The 15,802-nt window shown below is 68.0% G+C and carries 19 protein-coding genes; 8 read left to right on the top strand and 11 right to left on the bottom strand.

Translation table 11 applies throughout. From position 1 onward, the window contains the following. Nucleotides 1-23: 23 nt before the first annotated feature. Nucleotides 24-1,343: an oxidoreductase gene (locus NDI56_RS13270; protein ID WP_310920021.1), complete on the top strand. Its 1,320-nt coding sequence runs from the start codon at nt 24-26 to the stop codon at nt 1,341-1,343. Between the two features lie 114 nt (nt 1,344-1,457). Continuing rightward, nucleotides 1,458-2,312 carry an alpha/beta fold hydrolase gene (locus NDI56_RS13265; RefSeq protein ID WP_310920020.1) on the top strand — a complete coding sequence of 285 codons (855 nt, stop codon included), beginning with the start codon at nt 1,458-1,460 and terminating at the stop codon, nt 2,310-2,312. A gap of 7 nt (nt 2,313-2,319) precedes the next feature. Here the strand turns inward: NDI56_RS13265 and NDI56_RS13260 are convergent, their stop codons facing one another. Beyond that, complete coding sequence (locus NDI56_RS13260; protein ID WP_310920135.1) at nt 2,320-2,868, bottom strand: MaoC family dehydratase; 549 nt, start codon at nt 2,866-2,868, stop codon at nt 2,320-2,322. A gap of 299 nt (nt 2,869-3,167) precedes the next feature. On the opposite strand from NDI56_RS13260, the gene NDI56_RS13255 reads away from it, so the two are divergent. Genes NDI56_RS13255 through NDI56_RS13235 form a run of 5 tightly spaced genes read left to right on the top strand, consistent with a single transcriptional unit; the run spans nt 3,168 to nt 6,515 of the window. Then, nucleotides 3,168-3,464 carry an AbrB/MazE/SpoVT family DNA-binding domain-containing protein gene (locus NDI56_RS13255; protein WP_220588406.1) on the top strand — a complete coding sequence of 99 codons (297 nt, stop codon included), beginning with the start codon at nt 3,168-3,170 and terminating at the stop codon, nt 3,462-3,464. A gap of 7 nt (nt 3,465-3,471) precedes the next feature. Continuing rightward, nucleotides 3,472-4,023 carry a hypothetical protein gene (locus tag NDI56_RS13250; RefSeq protein ID WP_310920019.1) on the top strand — a complete coding sequence of 184 codons (552 nt, stop codon included), beginning with the start codon at nt 3,472-3,474 and terminating at the stop codon, nt 4,021-4,023. 43 nt (nt 4,024-4,066) lie between these two features. After that, nucleotides 4,067-4,609 (top strand): poly(R)-hydroxyalkanoic acid synthase subunit PhaE, encoded by a 543-nt coding sequence (locus tag NDI56_RS13245; protein ID WP_310920018.1) that lies wholly within the window; start codon nt 4,067-4,069, stop codon nt 4,607-4,609. A gap of 3 nt (nt 4,610-4,612) precedes the next feature. Then, nucleotides 4,613-6,037 carry a class III poly(R)-hydroxyalkanoic acid synthase subunit PhaC gene (gene phaC, locus NDI56_RS13240; RefSeq protein WP_310920017.1) on the top strand — a complete coding sequence of 475 codons (1,425 nt, stop codon included), beginning with the start codon at nt 4,613-4,615 and terminating at the stop codon, nt 6,035-6,037. 37 nt (nt 6,038-6,074) lie between these two features. Further along, the gene (locus NDI56_RS13235; protein WP_310920016.1) at nt 6,075-6,515 is read left to right on the top strand and encodes a TIGR00725 family protein; all 441 of its coding nucleotides are present in this window, start codon (nt 6,075-6,077) and stop codon (nt 6,513-6,515) included. Here the strand turns inward: NDI56_RS13235 and NDI56_RS13230 are convergent. The 3 genes from NDI56_RS13230 to NDI56_RS13220 form a co-directional block, all read right to left on the bottom strand. Then, nucleotides 6,504-6,731 carry a hypothetical protein gene (locus NDI56_RS13230; RefSeq protein ID WP_310920015.1) on the bottom strand — a complete coding sequence of 76 codons (228 nt, stop codon included), beginning with the start codon at nt 6,729-6,731 and terminating at the stop codon, nt 6,504-6,506. The two genes, NDI56_RS13235 and NDI56_RS13230, sit on opposite strands and share 12 nt — an antisense overlap. Beyond that, complete coding sequence (locus NDI56_RS13225) at nt 6,728-8,251, bottom strand: glutamate-cysteine ligase family protein (protein ID WP_310920014.1); 1,524 nt, start codon at nt 8,249-8,251, stop codon at nt 6,728-6,730. The genes NDI56_RS13230 and NDI56_RS13225 overlap by 4 nt, the downstream gene beginning before the upstream one ends. A 214-nt stretch (nt 8,252-8,465) precedes the next feature. Next, a complete protein-coding gene (locus NDI56_RS13220) occupies nt 8,466-8,960 on the bottom strand; it encodes a DUF7858 family protein (RefSeq protein ID WP_310920013.1) in 495 nt (164 codons plus the stop codon). Nucleotides 8,961-9,130: 170 nt separating this feature from the next. On the opposite strand from NDI56_RS13220, the gene NDI56_RS13215 reads away from it, so the two are divergent. Further along, nucleotides 9,131-9,991 (top strand): transcription initiation factor IIB, encoded by an 861-nt coding sequence (locus NDI56_RS13215; protein WP_310920012.1) that lies wholly within the window; start codon nt 9,131-9,133, stop codon nt 9,989-9,991. Here the strand turns inward: NDI56_RS13215 and NDI56_RS13210 are convergent. From NDI56_RS13210 to NDI56_RS13180, 7 genes are all read right to left on the bottom strand, one after another. Continuing rightward, entirely contained in the window at nt 9,970-10,635 is a 666-nt protein-coding gene (locus NDI56_RS13210; protein WP_310920011.1) for a MinD/ParA family ATP-binding protein, read from the bottom strand. The genes NDI56_RS13215 and NDI56_RS13210 overlap by 22 nt on opposite strands. Then, nucleotides 10,632-11,408: a DUF7857 domain-containing protein gene (locus NDI56_RS13205; protein ID WP_310920010.1), complete on the bottom strand. Its 777-nt coding sequence runs from the start codon at nt 11,406-11,408 to the stop codon at nt 10,632-10,634. The genes NDI56_RS13210 and NDI56_RS13205 overlap by 4 nt, the downstream gene beginning before the upstream one ends. 33 nt (nt 11,409-11,441) lie before the next feature. After that, nucleotides 11,442-12,251, bottom strand: coding sequence for a DUF7856 family protein (locus NDI56_RS13200; protein WP_310920009.1), 810 nt, complete (start codon nt 12,249-12,251; stop codon nt 11,442-11,444). After that, nucleotides 12,248-12,583, bottom strand: a complete 336-nt coding sequence (locus NDI56_RS13195) for a DUF7855 family protein (protein ID WP_310920008.1) — start codon at nt 12,581-12,583, stop codon at nt 12,248-12,250. Before NDI56_RS13195 ends, NDI56_RS13200 begins: the two co-directional genes overlap by 4 nt. A 38-nt stretch (nt 12,584-12,621) precedes the next feature. Beyond that, nucleotides 12,622-13,197, bottom strand: a complete 576-nt coding sequence (locus NDI56_RS13190; RefSeq protein ID WP_310920007.1) for a DUF7504 family protein — start codon at nt 13,195-13,197, stop codon at nt 12,622-12,624. 116 nt (nt 13,198-13,313) lie between these two features. Next, complete coding sequence (locus NDI56_RS13185) at nt 13,314-13,586, bottom strand: DUF7854 family protein (protein ID WP_310920006.1); 273 nt, start codon at nt 13,584-13,586, stop codon at nt 13,314-13,316. Beyond that, entirely contained in the window at nt 13,586-15,682 is a 2,097-nt protein-coding gene (locus NDI56_RS13180) for a minichromosome maintenance protein MCM (RefSeq protein ID WP_310920005.1), read from the bottom strand. Before NDI56_RS13180 ends, NDI56_RS13185 begins: the two co-directional genes overlap by 1 nt. Nucleotides 15,683-15,802 lie beyond the last annotated feature (120 nt).

Genomic DNA, 15,802 nt, shown 5'->3' with positions numbered 1-15,802 from the left:
CACGGGGACGAACGGCGGCCCAGATGCCAGTGACCGAGCTCGGCGACTCGCTCGACATCGGCGGCTGTACCGTCCCCAACCGGCTCTACCGGGCGCCAGTGCTCGAGTGTGCCGGCAACGGCGAGGGGGCCGTCGAGACGCTCGTCGACGAACTGGAACCCACCGCTGCCTCGGGCGTGGGGCTCGTCTTTCAGGGGGCCAGCATCGTCACGCCGGAGGGCGGCTGTGCCGCCCCGAACATGACGCGAGTCCACGACCCGGAGTTCGTCGCGCGACTGGAGGGGCTCACCGACGCAATTCATGCACACGAAGGCAAGATATTTCTCCAGCTCGCCCACGGCGGCCTGCGGAGCATGGCGACGTGGCACGCCGGCTACCGCGAGCGCCACCCCGACGAGCGACAGCTGGCCGTCTCGCGGCCGCCGTGGCAGCTGCGGGCGCTCGACCGGCTGGGACTGGTCTCCCTGCGGCCCCGCGTGCTCCCGACTGCGGCGGTGTACGACCTCGCCGAGCAGTTCGGTCGGTGTGCGGGCTACGCCGTCGACGCCGGGTACGACGGTATCCACCTCTCGGCGGCGAACATGAGCCTGATCCAGCAGTTTCTCTCGCCGTTCTACAACCGCCGGGACGACGAGTTCGCCGACGGCGTCCGGTTTCTGGAGGAAGTCCACGACGCCGTCCGCGCGCACGCCGGCGACGTGGCGCTGGTGACGAAGGTGCCTGCCGAGACCGCGGCACCCGGTTTCGTTCGGCGGTGTCTCTCCCGGAGCGAGGCCGTCGAGATGGCCGCTCGGCTGGCCGAAATCGGGTACGACGCCGTCGTGCCCGTCGAGGTCTCGACGTTCTGGGACATGAGCATCGTCCGGGGCGCCTATCCCGAGCGCGCGTGGGACGCGAGCGAGCTGCGAGACGAGTACGCGGCGGCCTTCGGCGGGCGATATCGCGCGCGGGCGGTCGCGCTCCTCAATCGCCTCCAGGCCCGCCGTTTCGACCGCGAGCCCGGCTGGAACGCCGAGTTCTGTCGGCGGGTCCGCGAGCGGGTCGACGTGCCGGTGTTGCTGGAGGGCGGGCTGCGGACGCGGGCCGACTGCGACCGGTATCTCGGTGCCGAGGGGGCGCGGGCGGCGGACATGGTGGGGATGGCCCGGCCGTTCTACGCCGAGCCGCGGCTGGGCGCGCGGCTGCTCGCGGGCCGCGACGCGCTGTGTGCGAGTTGCAACAACTGCACCGTCCCGCAGGTCACCGGCGAGCCCGGCCGGTGCCGGACGCCCTCGGTAGTTCGGCAGAAAGCCCGGCTGGAACGGAACGGCGCCTACGAGAGCGGTGATACAGAGAGGGAGTGAACAGTCTCTCGCACACAGTTCCCGGCGCCGTGAGACGGCTGCAGGCCGAGGATGGCAGTGCCGTTGACACGTCTGACGGAAAGTCTCATCCGCCGCGGGCCCCGAACGCTGACAATGAGTTCAGCAATCACGTCAGAGCGCGTCGAACTGACCGTCGACGGTGACGACGTGGACCTCCACTACCGAACCGGCGGCAGCGGGCCGCCCCTCGTCTTCCTCCACGGAATCGGGCTCGACGCCGCCACGGTGTCGTGGCGCCACGCCCTCCCGGCGCTGGCCGAGGAGCGGACCGTCTACGCCCCGGACCTGCCGGGCCACGGCGAGAGCGACAAACCCGACCGCACGTACACGACCCCGTACTATCTGGCGACCGTCGAGGCGTTCCTCGACGCCGTGAACGTGGACGAACCCGCGATGGCGGGGCTCTCGATGGGCGGGGCGCTGGCGCTCGGCCACGCGCTCGACGGGGGGAGCGTCGAGCGGCTGGCGCTGGTCAACAGCTACGGGCTCGGGAGCGACGCCTACTGGCGAACGGCCGCGAGTGGCATCCTGCAGACGCCGATGCTGGGGAACATGCTCTGGCAGGGCGTGAGCAGTTCGAAGCCGGCGATACGGGCCGGCCTGCGGAGCATGGGGGCCACGGAGCCGCCACAGCAGCTGGTCGAGGACGTGGACAGCGTCGTCGACCGCCGGACCGTCCGGGCGATGCGCCGTTGGCAGCGCAGCGAGTTCCAGCGGACCGGCTTCCGGACCAACTACGCGGACCGACTGGCCGAGCTCGCGGTGCCGACGCTGCTGATTCACGGCGACGAGGACCCGCTCTTGCCGCCGTCGTGGTCCCGGCGAGCGGCCTCGTCAGTGGCCGAGAGCAGACTGGAACTCGTAGAGAACTGCGGTCACAACCCGCCCCGGGAGCGCCCGGAGTGGTTCAACGAGACGATGCGGTCGTTCTGTGCGACGACGGAGTGAGCCGGGTTCAGCTGTCGTCGGGGAGCTCGTCGATGAGGACGACGGCTTCGCCGTCGATGACGACGGTATCGTCCTCGCGGACGCGCGTGGTCAGTCGATACTGCTCGTCGCCCAGGTCCTCGACGATTTCGCATTCGGCGGTGAGTCGGTCGCCGATGCGGACGGGGTTGTGGAACTCCAGGTCCTGTGAGAGATAGATGGTCAGTCCCGGCAGGCGCGCGAGCGCGGCGCTGATGAGGCTCCCGACGAGGGTCCCGTGTGCGATGCGACCGCGGAACCGGGTCTGTTCGGCGAACTCGTCGTCGAGGTGGAGGGGGTTCGTGTCGCCGCTCGCGGCGGCGAACTGTCTGACGTCGTTGTCCGAGATGGTCTTCGTAAACTCGATGCGGTCGCCGACGCCGAGACTGTCGGGGTGGTCCTCGGAGATGGTTACGTGCCACTCCGGGAGGTCCTCGTCCGGTTCGATGCGTTCCGCCGGCGTCGGGAGGTCGTCGTCGGACTGGACGCCGAACGCCGCAAACGCCGCTCGGTTCGCTGCGACGACACTGTTGAACATGTGAGAAGATGTCTCGGTCCACGTGTCCAGAAGCGGGTTCCGCTGTGATTCAGAACTCATTGATAAATGGTGTTTAGGGGTCGGGCTATTAAACCTTGGTGTTAAATTCCACTCTATGGCCACGAGACGGCTTCTACCCTGCGTCAACGGCAGTATAGATTTCTGTTGACGCCCGCTGCGTGGCGGAGCGCGGCGCTCGTGGCTGCTGAGAACTCTATACCACCCAATACCATTCAATGGCATCAGATGGTAAAGTACGGAAAGTTTTAAGTCACTGAAGGGAGTAGTGACTGATACCGATGGCCGACGAGGACGATGGTCTGATGTGGCCCCCGATGTTCAAGGGGATGCAGCAGGCGAGCGAGAACGCGATGGAACAGCAACAACAGATGATGAAGCAGTTGTTCGCCAGCGGCGGCATGCCGAGTTTCGATATGAATCAGTTGGGTGCGATGAGCCAGATGGCGACGTTCAAAACTCGCGTCCAGAGCGGCGGCCGAATCAGCATCCCCGACGCGGAGCGCGAGGCGCTCGGCATCGAGGAAGGTGACATCGTCCAGACAGTCGTCCTCCCGGTCACGAACAACACGGAGTAATACACCAATGGTAGACTACACCACCCCCGTCACGACCGCTTTCGAGATGCAGCGTGCGACGATCGAGCAGAGCCAGAAGGCCCTGGAACAGACCGTCAGCTTCCAGCAGAACGTCAACGAGGCGTTCATCGACAGCCTCGACACCCAGGAGTCGGCCCAGCGCCGCAGCGTCGAGCTCTCGAAGACCGCCTTCCACAGCTACCTCGACACCATCGAGACCACCGTGCCCGGCATGGCCGGCACCATCGACGAGGTCCGCGCGACCGTCGACGAGCAGTACGACTTCCTGCTCGAAAACCACGCCGAAGTCTTCGACAACGTCGAGAGCGAGATGCTCGAAGGCGTCGAGGCCTACGACGAGATGACCGAGGACTACGTCACCGCCGTCGACGAGCAGGTGTCGATGCTCGTCGAGGCCCACGAGGAACTGGAGTCCCAGTCCGTCGAGGTCGCCGAGCAGTTCGGCGCCCAGCTCGAAGAGGTCCAAGAGCAGGTCGAGGAGATTCAGTCGCAGGTCGAGGAAGTGCAGGCCCAGGCCGCTGACGCCGTCGAGGCGTAACGAACCAGCCGTTTTTTGTGCGCCAGAAGACGATAGTACACCAATGAGCGATACAAACCAGATGCAAGACGAGTGGACCGAAATGGTCGAGGAGATGAACACGGCGGTCGCCGACTCCATGGAGCAGAACATGAAGGCACAGGCGACCTTCGTCGAATCGTGGGCCGACGCGGTCGAGGACTCCATCCCCGCGGAAGACGAACTCTCCGAGGGGATGCAGGGGTACAACCGGGCCTACGAGGAGTGGGTCGACGCGGCCGAACAGATGATAGAACGCTCGACCGACGCCGCACAGGGCGAGGATGTCGACCCCGCCGAGTTCCGTGATATCTGGCTCAAGTCGGCCAACGAGGCGTTCAAGCACGTGATGGGCACGTCGGCCTTCGCCGCAGCGAACGGCCAGCTCGTCGAGTCGATGATGGAGATGCAACAGGAGGCCCAGGAGCTCAATCAGGACGCCATCGCCCAGATGGGGTTCCCGACCCGGGAGAACATGGACGAGGTCGCCGAGCGCCTCGTCGAGCTGGAACGGCGCCAGCACGCGGTCGAACAGAAGCTCGACCGCATCATCGAAGAGCTCGAATAACTCATGTCCAGTAACTACAGCCCGTTCGCGGCCGCGCTCGACTGGCAGCGCAAGACGCTGGAGTCGATGACAGACGCCGTCGACACCGCGTCGGTCGCCGACGAGCGACTCGAACTGATGGAGTCCGTCGAGGTCGGCCAGACACCCTCCGATGTCGTCTACGAGGAGAACAAGCTCGAACTGCTCCACTACGACGCCGAGGCCGCCGGCATCGAGGTCGACGAGGAGGACGAGGAGTCGATTCCCATCCTCATCGTCTACGCGCTCATCAACCGCCCGTACATCCTGGACTTGCAGGAGGAGCGGTCGGTCGTCCGGCGCCTGCTCGAAGCGGGCCACGACGTCTACCTCATCGACTGGAACGAGCCCTCGCGGCTCGACCAGCACCTCACGCTCGACGACTACGTCAACCGCTACATCGACAACTGCGTCGACGTGGTCCGCGAGCGCTCGGGCGAGGACGCCATCAACCTGCTTGGCTACTGTATGGGCGGGACGATGTCGGTGATGTATTCGGCCCTCCACAAGGAGAAGGTCAACGCGCTGGGCCTGATGGCCGCCGGCCTCTGTTTCGACCAGACCGGTGGCGTCCTCGAAGAGTGGGGCGCCGGGGAGTACTACGACCCCGACGACGTGACCGACACCTTCGGCAACGTCCCCGCAGAGATGCTCGACGTGGGCTTTGCGCTGATGGACCCCGTCGAGAACTACGTCTCGAAGTACGTCCGCTTCGCCGAGAACATCGAGAACGAGTCGTTCGTCCAGAACTTCGGCCGGATGGAGAAGTGGCTCGGCGACGGCATCGACGTCGCCGGCGAGACCTACGTCCAGTTCCTCGAAGACATCTATCAGGACAACAAGCTCTACAGGAACGAGCTGGAGCTCGACGGGAAACACGTCGACCTCGCGAACATCGACATGCCCGTGCTCCAGCTGATGGGCGAGTACGACCACCTCGTCCCCTCGGAGGCCTCCAAGCCGTTCAACGACGTCGTCGCGAGCGACGACACGACGACGATGGAGTACTCGACGGGCCACATCGGCCTGTCGGTCTCCTCGTCGACACACGAGAACCTCTGGCCGGACGTCGGCGAGTGGTACCGGGAGCGCAACCACCGGAACGAGGTCGACATCGAGGTCGAGTCCCCCGAGGACGACGCCCGGGCAGCCGTCGAAGAGGTCGCCGAAGCCGCAAGCGAGGCGGCCGACGCCGCGGACGCGGCCGACGAGGCCGTCGCCGCCGAAGAGGGCGGCGAACTGGCCGCCGACGTCGACACCGTCTCGGGCATCGGCCCGACTTACGCCGACCGCCTCCACGACGCCGGCATCCAGACCGTCGAGGACCTCACGGAGTACGACGCCGCGGCGCTCGCCGAAATCACCAACGCGTCACCGTCGCAGTGTCAGGACTGGCTCGACCAGCTCTGAGGGAGGGGTTCTTTTCGCTCCGGTCGGTAACCGGAGTATGCGCGTCTCCGTTATCGGCGGTTCGACAGTGACTGACGACCAGTACCGACAGGCACACCGCGTCGGCGAGTTGCTCGGCGAGCGCGGCCACGAGGTCGTCTGTGGCGGGCTCGGCGGTGTCATGGACGCGGTCTGTTCGGGCGCCCGGGAGACGGGCGGTCACACGATCGGTATCCTGCCCGGAGAGGAGCGAGCCGCTGCGAACGAAGACGTCGAGACGGCCGTCGCCACCGGGATGGGAAACGCTCGGAACGTGCTCGTGGTGTTGAACGGCGACGCTGTTATTGCCGTCGACGGCAGTAACGGGACGCTCTCGGAGCTGGGCCACGCCCTCGATATGGGCCGACCCGTCGCTGGTGTCGGTACTTATACCCTCGAAGGAATCAGGAGCGTGGAGAGCGCCGAGCACGCGGTCGACTACGTCGAATCAGCGCTGTAGGAGCCGACGGAGGACGGCGGCGAACAGCAGGAAACCGACGCCGACGAGTCGGACGCGCCGTTTCGCCCCCGATTTCGGGTCGAACTCGACGGCGAGGCCCCAGCGATAGGCCACGCGAGCGAGTCGGAGCAAGAGGCCCGGGACGAGTAGATGAACGAGACCGGCGAGCCCGCTCGCGAGCCACACCAGGCGCCGTTCGGTGTCGGAGAGTCTCATCGGTCGAGCCAGTCGAGGAAGGTCCCCTCGAGCAGCGTCTCTTTTTGCTGGCGGATGTAGGCGGCCTGCATCCCCCAGATGGCCTCCGCGAGCGGGACGTTCTCCTCGACGCGGCGGCGGACGTAGTCGTGTTTCCAGCGGGCGGGCGTCACGCGTCGGTCGACGCGCTCGCGCAGCGGTCGGATGTACTCGTGGGCGGCCTCGGCCGAGAGCCCGCGCTGTTCGAGCCCCTCGCGAGCGTGCTCGAACAGCTCGCCGTATATCTTGTCCGTCGCGGTCGTCGTCGCGCCGTCGGCGGTAATCCACTCGATGTCCGCCTCCAGACCGTCCCGGGTGGCCGCATAGAAGTTCGACTTGGCGGTCTCCCAGTCCAACGACTGGATCGGGTGTTCGAAGCGGACCAGGCTCTCCATCAGCCCGGCGACGAGCGCCTCGAAGGCGACGGCGTCGTCGACGGTCGGCTGGGCGGGCAGCGGCCGGAACTCGATGCGGGCGTTGGCCGCCGACCGCGTCGGCCCCTCGAACACCGGGCGGACCCACCGCCAGTACGAACCGTGTTTGTGCCGGAAGTGAACGAAGTCGTCGTCGAAGCGGGTCCCGGACTGGAGGCGTCGCGGGACGATAGTGTCGTCCTCGACGATGTCGTCGATGGCCTCCTCGACGCTGTCGAAGTCCGGCGGGAAACACACTTTCGGCGGCGTCGGGTCGCCCTCGGGCGGGTTCAGGACGGACTCGAAGACGCCGATGCGGTTCTCCATGTGTGCGTCCGCGACGATGTCGGCGTCCGGCGCGTCGTCGTAGAGGTCCGGCGGGAAGAAGGGGGAGTTGACGCCCAGTGCGAGCACGGGCGCGGCGATTCGCAGCGCGTAGCTGAAGTACTCGGGGAGGTCCGGCGCGTGTGGAATCTGGTAGTGGGGCTGGATAGAGGTGATGAGCGACTCGGGCATCACCGTCTCGGCCGACAGCGAGACGTGTGGTGCGTCGAGTGCAAACGCCGACGGGTAGCCGGTGTTGGCCATCGTGTGGTACCGCACCGCGTCGGTCATGTTCGTCCCGATGCGGACGCCGTCCTCCTCGACGCAGTCACAGAGGTATTCACGCCCGGTCTCGCCGTTGGGCGGCACGGTCCACATCCCGTCCGAGACCAGCCGGATCCCCTCGCTCTGGACGCGCTGCTGTGCCGGCAACAGCGACGCCTTCAGCTCGTCGCGCTGGGCGGCCAGCCCGTGGGAGTTCAGCGGCTGCGGGCTGGTCTGCATCTCCGCGTTGTGGAGCCCGAGTTCCTTCTCGAAGCCGATGAGCTCCAGCAACTGGCGTGGCACCCGCCGCAACGCGTCGGTCCGGTCGTCGACGGCGTACAGTTCGAGCTCCATCCCCACGATGGCCTCGGTGTTGTCGAAAGTCCCCGAGCGTATCTCCTCCTTGAGCTGGGTGGCCTCTTCCCGCGCCGTCGCGTGGAACGCCTCGGCGTCCACGTCGAGGGCCCGGCCAACTGCCGCCGCCAGTTCGGATGCCGACATACCCCCGGGTTCTCGTCGAGAGGTGAAAAGCGTGGTCCAGCCGAGAGAGTGACAGAACTAGTGACGTAGCCCAGATTTCGTTCACACAGGAGTCACAACAGCTCGCCGACGCTTTACCAGCGACGTAGCCGAGATTTCGTTCACACAGGGATTCACAGCAGCTCGCCGACGTCGACCAACAGCGACGTAGCCCAGATTTCGTTCACACAGGGATTCACAGCAGCTCGCCGACGTCGCTGCGCGCCTCCCCCAGCGGGTCCTCGTCCTCCGTTTCGAGCGCCCCCTCCACGGCGTCGCGGGCCTCCGGCAGCGGGTCGTGGCTCTCGACGTAGGCCGCCAGGGCGAAGGTGCGCTCGCCGACGCCGGCAAGCGCCATCGCGTCGCTGCGGGAGAGGCGCCCGTCGAGCCAATCGTCGACGATATCGCGGCCCTGTGGACCGACCGGGGACACCTGCTCGCCCAGCAGGTGGAGCGTCTTGGCGGCGGTCACCGGCGGCACGTCGGCGACGTGACCGCAGTCGTCGACGGCGCGACCGCTCGCGTACGCGTCGACGACGGTCGCCGCGGCGTCCGGGCCACAGGGCAACTGGTCGGCGAACGGCCGGAGCCGCTCGGCCAGCGACGACTCCGTGTCGTCGACGGCCGCGACGCCGTGCTCGCGCTGGTGCTCGGTCACTTCGATGCCGGCGGCGATCTCGGCGAGCCCCATTGGTATCTGCTTCTGCCGCTCGGAATTTAATAGTGGCGCTCGTCGGAGCGAACGCGCCTCCGGCCGGAGCTGTTACCTACCGGTAACCGGTAGGTGATTTAGCTCTGAATCGGCCGCTAACCGCCCGAGCCGTCGGTTTTTTAACCATCCCGGCGAGCGTAGCGTCGAGTATGAGCACGACAACGTCGGGTTGTCCGGAGTGTGACGGAGCGCTGAAACAGGACGGCTGTGAGACCGTGTGTTCCCACTGCGGGCTGGTCGTCGGCGAGGACAGCATCGACCGGGGACCGGAGTGGCGGAACTTCGAGGACGACGACACCGACAGCGCCCGCACCGGCGCGCCACTGACCCGGTCGCGACACGACCGTGGTCTCTCGACGGAGATCGGCCGGTCGACACGGCTCAAGGGGCGCAAGCGCCGGCAGATGGCGCGGTTGCGACGGCAACACCGCCGGGCACAGGTCAGCTCAAAGCGCGAGCGCAATCAGGTGTACGCGTTCACGGAGATCCGGCGCATCGTCGGCTCGCTGGGGCTCTCGGCGGCCATCCGCGACCGGGCCTGCGTCCTCTTCGAGTCGGCACAGAAGGCGGACCTGCTCCAAGGTCGCTCGCTGGAGGGGTTCGCCGCTGCGACGGTGTATGCCACCTGTCGCACCGAGGGGGTCGCCCGGACCGTCGAAGAGCTCTGTCGAGCCGCCCGCGCCGACCCCGACGAACTCCGGGCGGCCTACGACGCGCTGAACCGCGAGCTGGGGCTGCCGACGGGGCCCATCGACCCGCGGGAGTACGTCCCGCGCTTTGCGACGGCGCTCGGCCTGCCGGACGGCGTCCGAAACCGGGCGGAGCAACTCGTCGACGAGGCCCGGGAGCGTGGGCTCATCGGCGGTCGAAACCCGGCCGGCGTCGCGGCCGCGTGTCTCTACACCGCGACCCAGGAACGGGACGTCGAACTCACGCAGGCCGACGCCGCCGCGGCGGCCGACGTGACCCCCGTCACGCTGCGGAACACCTACACGGAGCTACAGGAGTAGACGGCGGCCGCGAGCGCCTCGAAGGCGTTCGCCGCGGGCGAGTCGGGCGCCGTCCGGTCGACCGGGTGGCCGTGGCGCTGTGCCGCCGCGAGGTCGTCGCTGTCGGGGACCGAGACGACGGGCGCCCCGAACCGGTCGGCGACGGAGTCGGTCGCGGGCTCCGGTCCGGTCCGGTTGAGAACCACCCGACAGAGCCCGGCGTCCAGTTCCCTGGCCAGCTCGCGGACCCGCAGGGCGTCGGCGACGGCGGCCGTCGAGTTCGTCGTCACCAGCACCGTCGCGTCGGCGACCGAAAGGGGGAGTCCCACGTCGGCACGGAGCCCGGCCGGCGAGTCCACGACGACCCAGCGGTGAGCGCGGTCGAGCCGTTCGAGGGCGTCGGCCAGTCGCGTCGGCTCGACGGCCCGCGCGCCGGCGAGCGTGCGGCCGCAGGGAACCATCGTCACCGGTCCGTCCTCGCGGACCGCTTCCTCGACCGCGGCCCGGCCAGCCAGCACGTCGTGGAGGTCCGGGCCGTGGCTCGCCGGGAGGTCGGCCATCGCGAGGTCGCCGTCCACGACGACGCCGTCGAGCTGGGCCGCGAGGTTGTAGGCGACCGTCGACTTCCCGACGCCGCCTTTCCCCCCAGTGACGGCCAGAATCATGCCAGTGTCGACAGCGTCTCGACCGGAACCGTCGCTGCCGACCGTCGCTGTGCGAGCCGACGGGCACGACGGGCGACCAGTCGGAGTCGCCGTTCGTCGGGTGCGTCGGCGAGAGCCCGCACCTCGGCCAGGCCGCCGGCATCGCGGACCGCGTCCGTCGCGTCGGGGACGGTCTCCGCCGCCGAGAGGGCCTCGGCGGTCTCGACTCGGCGGGCCATCTCTGCCATCCACGGGCCGACGGCCGACGGGAGCTGTGCCCGCTCGTCGGGGCTGTCGGGCGCTGGCTCGACCGACGAGTCGGTGTCCTGCGCGTCCGCGAGCGAGGCCCCCCGTGTCTCGGGGCCGTCAGTGGTCGGCTGATTGACCGCCGGAGCGAGCGAGTCGGTGGCCCTCGGGGCCGCTGTCCCCGGGCCGTCCGCGGCCGGAATCGCATCGCTCGGCGGCGACGGGTCGCCGAGTTCGCGAACGACGTCGGCCGGCGTCTCGGTTCGCTCGGCGTCGGGGACCGTGACGGCGTCGACGAGTTCGGCCGGCGGTTCCGCGGGCGGGGCGGGGGTCGCATAGCCCAGCGCCGTCGACCCGGAACCGACGACGCCCGAGAAGCCGGTCTCGGTCCAGCCCGCCTCGGGCAGCCCCTCGCTCCGGGGCGGCCACACCGGGCCGTCGAGGCGATTCCGAACGGCCACCCGGGTGGGCACCTCGATATCACGCAGGTAGGCGGCGACCAGCGTCACTCCGTCGTGGTGGCTGGTCGTACAGTCGAACGTAACCATGGCGAGGAGTGGTCGCCCGTTCGGACTTAAATCTCAGCACCGGACGACCGGGGCCCCGAGCCGGTCGGCCGCGGCCGCCGGGCTCCGGAAGCGGTCGGTTTCGAGCACCACGGGCGCGTCGGTCCGGGCCAGCCGGAGAACCGCCAGCGCGGCCGGCACCGCCGGCGCGTCGAAGGGGTCGCTCGGCGTCGGCCCGGGGAGGGCGTCCAGCGCCGTCGCGAACCGGTCGGAGACGGTCGCGACGAGTTCGCGCCGGGCGTCACGCCGGCGGTTCGCCAGTCGGTCCGCGAGGCGTCGGTGTTCCGCCCGCCGGTCCCGGTACCCCCGGGCCCGCTCGCGTCGCTGTCGGCGGCTCTCTTCGGCGGCCGTCCGCTCGGTCTCGCGCTCCGAGAGGGTCCGGGTGGCCTCACGGACCGCCTGTTCGACCGCGGTCGTCTCGGCCCCGACCGCCTCGCGGGCCTGCAGCCGGCCACGCGCCGCTGCGACCGTCTCCCGCAACTCGGCGAGACGCTCGCCGTCGACGGGGTCGCGAGCGCTGGGGAGTTCGGGTTCCGAGCGGTCGAGGGCGGCCAGTCTCTCGCGCAGCGCCGTGATTTCGTCGTCGTAGGCGGTCTCGTGGCCCCGTGACCGGGCGGCCGCCGCGAGCGCCGTCTTCGTCCTGAGCCCCATGCCCGGCCGGGCGTGACCGCAGTAGTGGTACACCAGCGGGGCCGGCGGGGCGTCGACGGCCGGGAGCCACCGCTCGCCGCGAACGGCCGCGGCCACGGCCCCGCCGTCGACGGGTCGGTGCCGGAGGTCGACGGCGGTCCCCTCGTAGGTCGTCCCACGGACGCACAGCTTCACAGCTCCTCACCCCGCAGCTGTTCGACGGAGGGCAGCTCCCGCCCGGCGGCGAACTGCCGGTACGGCGTCGACGCGTTCGCACGGTTCTCGTATGCCGTGGCGGCCTCGCGGACGCGGGCCGGGACGTCGCTCGGCTCGAACGGGCGAACCCGCTCTATCTGGACGTCGAGGCCGTGTTTCTCGCGGAGCCTGAGCGCCTGAAACGCCCCGAACTCCGTCGCGGAGAGCAGCGCGGCCCTGCCGAACTGCCGGACGACACACGTCTCGTGGGCCCGACAGACGTTCCGCAGGTCGCGGCGCGCGCCGCGCGTGTAAGTGACGACCAGTAACACGGGCCGGAGTGACGGCGGTCCCGTGATTAAAATTTGTGCTAGCTCTGGTGCAACAATCTCCGGCGACGGGCCGACCACTCGCCGTCGTCGCGCTCCACGATGACGTCGAACAGCGACGCGAGCGCGTCGACGGTTTGGCTGTCGTGGGCGGCCGGGTCGAGGTGGAAGTGCGCTCTGGCGTCGGCCGCATAGAGGTGGCCGGTGACCGCGTTGAGGAACTCGTAGGCCGTCTCGTGGTCGACGTACTGGAGTAACACGGTCAGCGAGTCGAAACAGATGATGGCGTCCTCGTGGGTCGAAAGCGCCTGACTGAGCGTGATACCCAGTCCCGTCAGGTCGTCGGGCGTCGAGACCGACTTGACAGTCACGTCCGCTGCGTCGGGCGTGTCGGTCGACATGTCGCCGACGGCGATGACCGACAGCGACCCCGCAGCGCCGGCCTCGCGATAGTGCTCCAGACAGTCCGAGGGCGAGCGGGTGTAGGTGACCCACAGCACCGTCGTCTCCGCGGTCGCCGCGGACAGCAGCTCCAGACAGCCGTTCTCCGGCCCCATCGACGAGGCACACACCAGCGCCGCCGTGGCGTCACCGACCGCCGCACGCAGCTCACTCATAGGATGGGTACTCACCCCCCGTCACCAAAACAGCTTCCCTGTATACCGGCTCTCACGGCCGGATAGATTCGCCACTCGTCGGTGAGGAACCGCTGCGCGAAGCACGGCCGGCAACCTCACTCGGCCGGTGAGACAGTGAATTCGCCGGGGTCGTCCACCAGCGCGGCGACCCGGTCGCGGGCCGCCGCCGAGGAGGGGGCGAGAACGACGAGCCCGTCGACCGGCCCCGTTCCGCTCGCGCGATAGGCCCGCAGGTCGCCCTCGAAGTCGGCCGCGTAGGTCCGCAACACCCCGCGAACGTCGGCTTCGAGCTCCGAGAGCGAGCACTCGCCGTCCTCGAATGCCGCGAGCGCTTCCTCGACGTTTCTGAGCGCGCTGATCCGGTCCATCAGGTCGTTCGGAGGTGGTCCGTGCGGGGCTCGTACACCTCGCCGCGCTGTTTGAGCTTCTCGATCTCGTGTTCGGCCTTGGACTCGTCGATGCCGACCTCCTCCGCGCGTTCGACGACGACGTCGATGGGCGCGCCCTCGTCGTACTCGTCCTCGATGTCGTTGATGATGCCGCGGATGTTCTGGATGCGGTCCCGCTGGCTCTTCGAGGTGCCCGTCTCGACCACGTCGGCGTCGAACTCGCCGGTCTCGGGGTCCACGCCGATCTCCTTCAGACAGTAGTGGGCGATCTCGACCGCGCGGTCGGCGTCGCTCTCCTCGACGGTGTCCGAGAGCCGGATGCGAGCCGACGCCTCCGCCAGTCGGACGAGCGCCTCCAGTTTCCGGGCCGTCACGGGGACAGGAGCGTCCTCGTCCTGACCTTTCATCCGCAGGTCGACGTAGAAGTCCTCGATAGTCTCCTTGGCCTCCTCGGTCATCGTCGGGAAGCAGTTTCGCTTCGAGTAGGCGATGTACTTCCGGAGGAGTTCGGGTTCGATGGTCGGGGCCACCTCGTCGGTGACGTTGCCGACCTCCTCCTCGGAGTAGTTCGAGGTCGGGTTGTTCGTCCGGTGGGTGTGGAGTTCGCCCGCGTAGTTGGTCTGGACGATGTGCTGTGCGAGGTTCCGGTCTTTCTCCTCGTCGGGCTTGTCGGTGACGGTAAAGATGAGGTCGAACCGCGAAATCAGGGCGGGTTCGAGGTCTATCTGCTCGCCGATGGGCTCGTACTGGTCGAAGCGGCCGTACTTGGGGTTTGCCGCACCCAGCAGCGAACAGCGCGATTTCAACGTGGCGTTGATACCGGCCTTGGAGACGCTGATGCGCTGCTGTTCCAGGGCTTCGTGCATCGCCGACCGGTCCTCCGGGCTCATCTTGTCCAGCTCGTCGACCGCCGCGATACCCTGGTCCGCGAGGACCAAGGCCCCGGCTTCGAGGGTCCACTGCTGGCCGTCGCCGAAGTCGTCCCGGACAGCTGCCGCGGTTAGCCCTGCACTGGAGGACCCCTTCCCCGAGGTGTACACCGACCGCGGTGCGATTTGTTCGATATACGACAACATCTGCGATTTCCCCGTACCAGGGTCCCCTATCAGCAACATATGGAGGTCCCCACGTATACGCGACCCGTCGGGAAGCTGCTTGGAGACGCCCGAAAACAGTTGGAGCATCATCGCGAGCTTCTCCTTCTCGTAGCCGTAGATGGAGGGCGCGATGGCGCCGACCATCTGGTCGTAGATGTCGGGCTCGTTGGAGAGCTCGACGATCTCCTTCTTGTCGGCGTCGGTGATGTCCATGTCCTCGAACTGCTCGTCCTCGATGACGATGCTGACACCGTCCATGTAGATGTCGAACATCGGGGACTTGTCCTGGTCGCTCCCTTGCTGGTCGAGCTTGAGGATGCCGGTCGCGCGGACGTGGTCGCCCGCGGTCACCGTACCGGTGATGTCGTCCTCGACGTTGATGTCGATGGACTGGGGCGTCTCGCCGCCACGCAGCCCTTCGGGGGACTCCTGGACCCGGATCTTCTGGGCGTCGATGAACTGCGACTGGTCGGTGTTGAGCCGGAAGGGACCCTGGCGCTCACAGCCCTGGCACTCGTGGGGTTCCTGGAAGTCGCCGGCGGCCTGTGGAATCCGGGTGAGCGTGCCACAGCGCTGGCACTCGAAGGCGGCCTCCGTGACTTTGGGCCGCACGTCGGTCGCCTTGCGGACGATGCCCTGTACCGCGATGAGGTTCCCGTGGTGTTCGTGGCGTATCTCGCGGATATCCTCCGAGTCCGGAAGGTTTCGGACGCGGACGTGGGCCTGCCCGAGCGAGACGTCGACGGGCAGGTCGTACAGTCGCAGCGCCTCCTCGGCGAACTCCTGCAGCTGACTGGGCTTCGTGCGGTAGTCGTCGGCCAGATCGGGGTCGAAGCGGTAGAGGTCGTCCCAGTCGATGTACAGCGACTTCTGGTCGTTCGGATATTTCTGGGCGAGCTCACCGATCTCGTTGCGGTAGTAGTTGCGGTAGAACTCCTCGAAACGGTCGATGAGCTCGGTGTTCTCGGCGGTCGCCATCTGAGTGTACAGGGTTAGTGCGGGCTGGCCTAAGAAGGTTGGTATGGCGGAGTGAAACTGTTCACTGCGACCGGGAGGCCCACCGTGACACGGGGAGTGGTCCCGTCAGCGCCAGCCGGG

The sequence above is a fragment of the Halomicroarcula saliterrae genome, from assembly GCF_031624395.1.
GTDB classification, from domain to species: domain Archaea; phylum Halobacteriota; class Halobacteria; order Halobacteriales; family Haloarculaceae; genus Haloarcula; species Haloarcula saliterrae.
This window is presented reverse-complemented; position numbering and strand designations above follow the sequence as displayed.

Coding starts and splice junctions, on each gene's coding strand:
- NDI56_RS13270 (WP_310920021.1), top strand. CDS start 24: ATGCCAGTGACCGAGCTCGGCGACTCGCTCGACATCGGCGGCTGTACC.
- NDI56_RS13265 (WP_310920020.1), top strand. CDS start 1,458: ATGAGTTCAGCAATCACGTCAGAGCGCGTCGAACTGACCGTCGACGGT.
- NDI56_RS13260 (WP_310920135.1), bottom strand. CDS start 2,868: ATGTTCAACAGTGTCGTCGCAGCGAACCGAGCGGCGTTTGCGGCGTTC.
- NDI56_RS13255 (WP_220588406.1), top strand. CDS start 3,168: ATGGCCGACGAGGACGATGGTCTGATGTGGCCCCCGATGTTCAAGGGG.
- NDI56_RS13250 (WP_310920019.1), top strand. CDS start 3,472: ATGGTAGACTACACCACCCCCGTCACGACCGCTTTCGAGATGCAGCGT.
- NDI56_RS13245 (WP_310920018.1), top strand. CDS start 4,067: ATGAGCGATACAAACCAGATGCAAGACGAGTGGACCGAAATGGTCGAG.
- phaC (WP_310920017.1), top strand. CDS start 4,613: ATGTCCAGTAACTACAGCCCGTTCGCGGCCGCGCTCGACTGGCAGCGC.
- NDI56_RS13235 (WP_310920016.1), top strand. CDS start 6,075: ATGCGCGTCTCCGTTATCGGCGGTTCGACAGTGACTGACGACCAGTAC.
- NDI56_RS13230 (WP_310920015.1), bottom strand. CDS start 6,731: ATGAGACTCTCCGACACCGAACGGCGCCTGGTGTGGCTCGCGAGCGGG.
- NDI56_RS13225 (WP_310920014.1), bottom strand. CDS start 8,251: ATGTCGGCATCCGAACTGGCGGCGGCAGTTGGCCGGGCCCTCGACGTG.
- NDI56_RS13220 (WP_310920013.1), bottom strand. CDS start 8,960: ATGGGGCTCGCCGAGATCGCCGCCGGCATCGAAGTGACCGAGCACCAG.
- NDI56_RS13215 (WP_310920012.1), top strand. CDS start 9,131: ATGAGCACGACAACGTCGGGTTGTCCGGAGTGTGACGGAGCGCTGAAA.
- NDI56_RS13210 (WP_310920011.1), bottom strand. CDS start 10,635: ATGATTCTGGCCGTCACTGGGGGGAAAGGCGGCGTCGGGAAGTCGACG.
- NDI56_RS13205 (WP_310920010.1), bottom strand. CDS start 11,408: ATGGTTACGTTCGACTGTACGACCAGCCACCACGACGGAGTGACGCTG.
- NDI56_RS13190 (WP_310920007.1), bottom strand. CDS start 13,197: ATGAGTGAGCTGCGTGCGGCGGTCGGTGACGCCACGGCGGCGCTGGTG.
- NDI56_RS13185 (WP_310920006.1), bottom strand. CDS start 13,586: ATGGACCGGATCAGCGCGCTCAGAAACGTCGAGGAAGCGCTCGCGGCA.
- NDI56_RS13180 (WP_310920005.1), bottom strand. CDS start 15,682: ATGGCGACCGCCGAGAACACCGAGCTCATCGACCGTTTCGAGGAGTTC.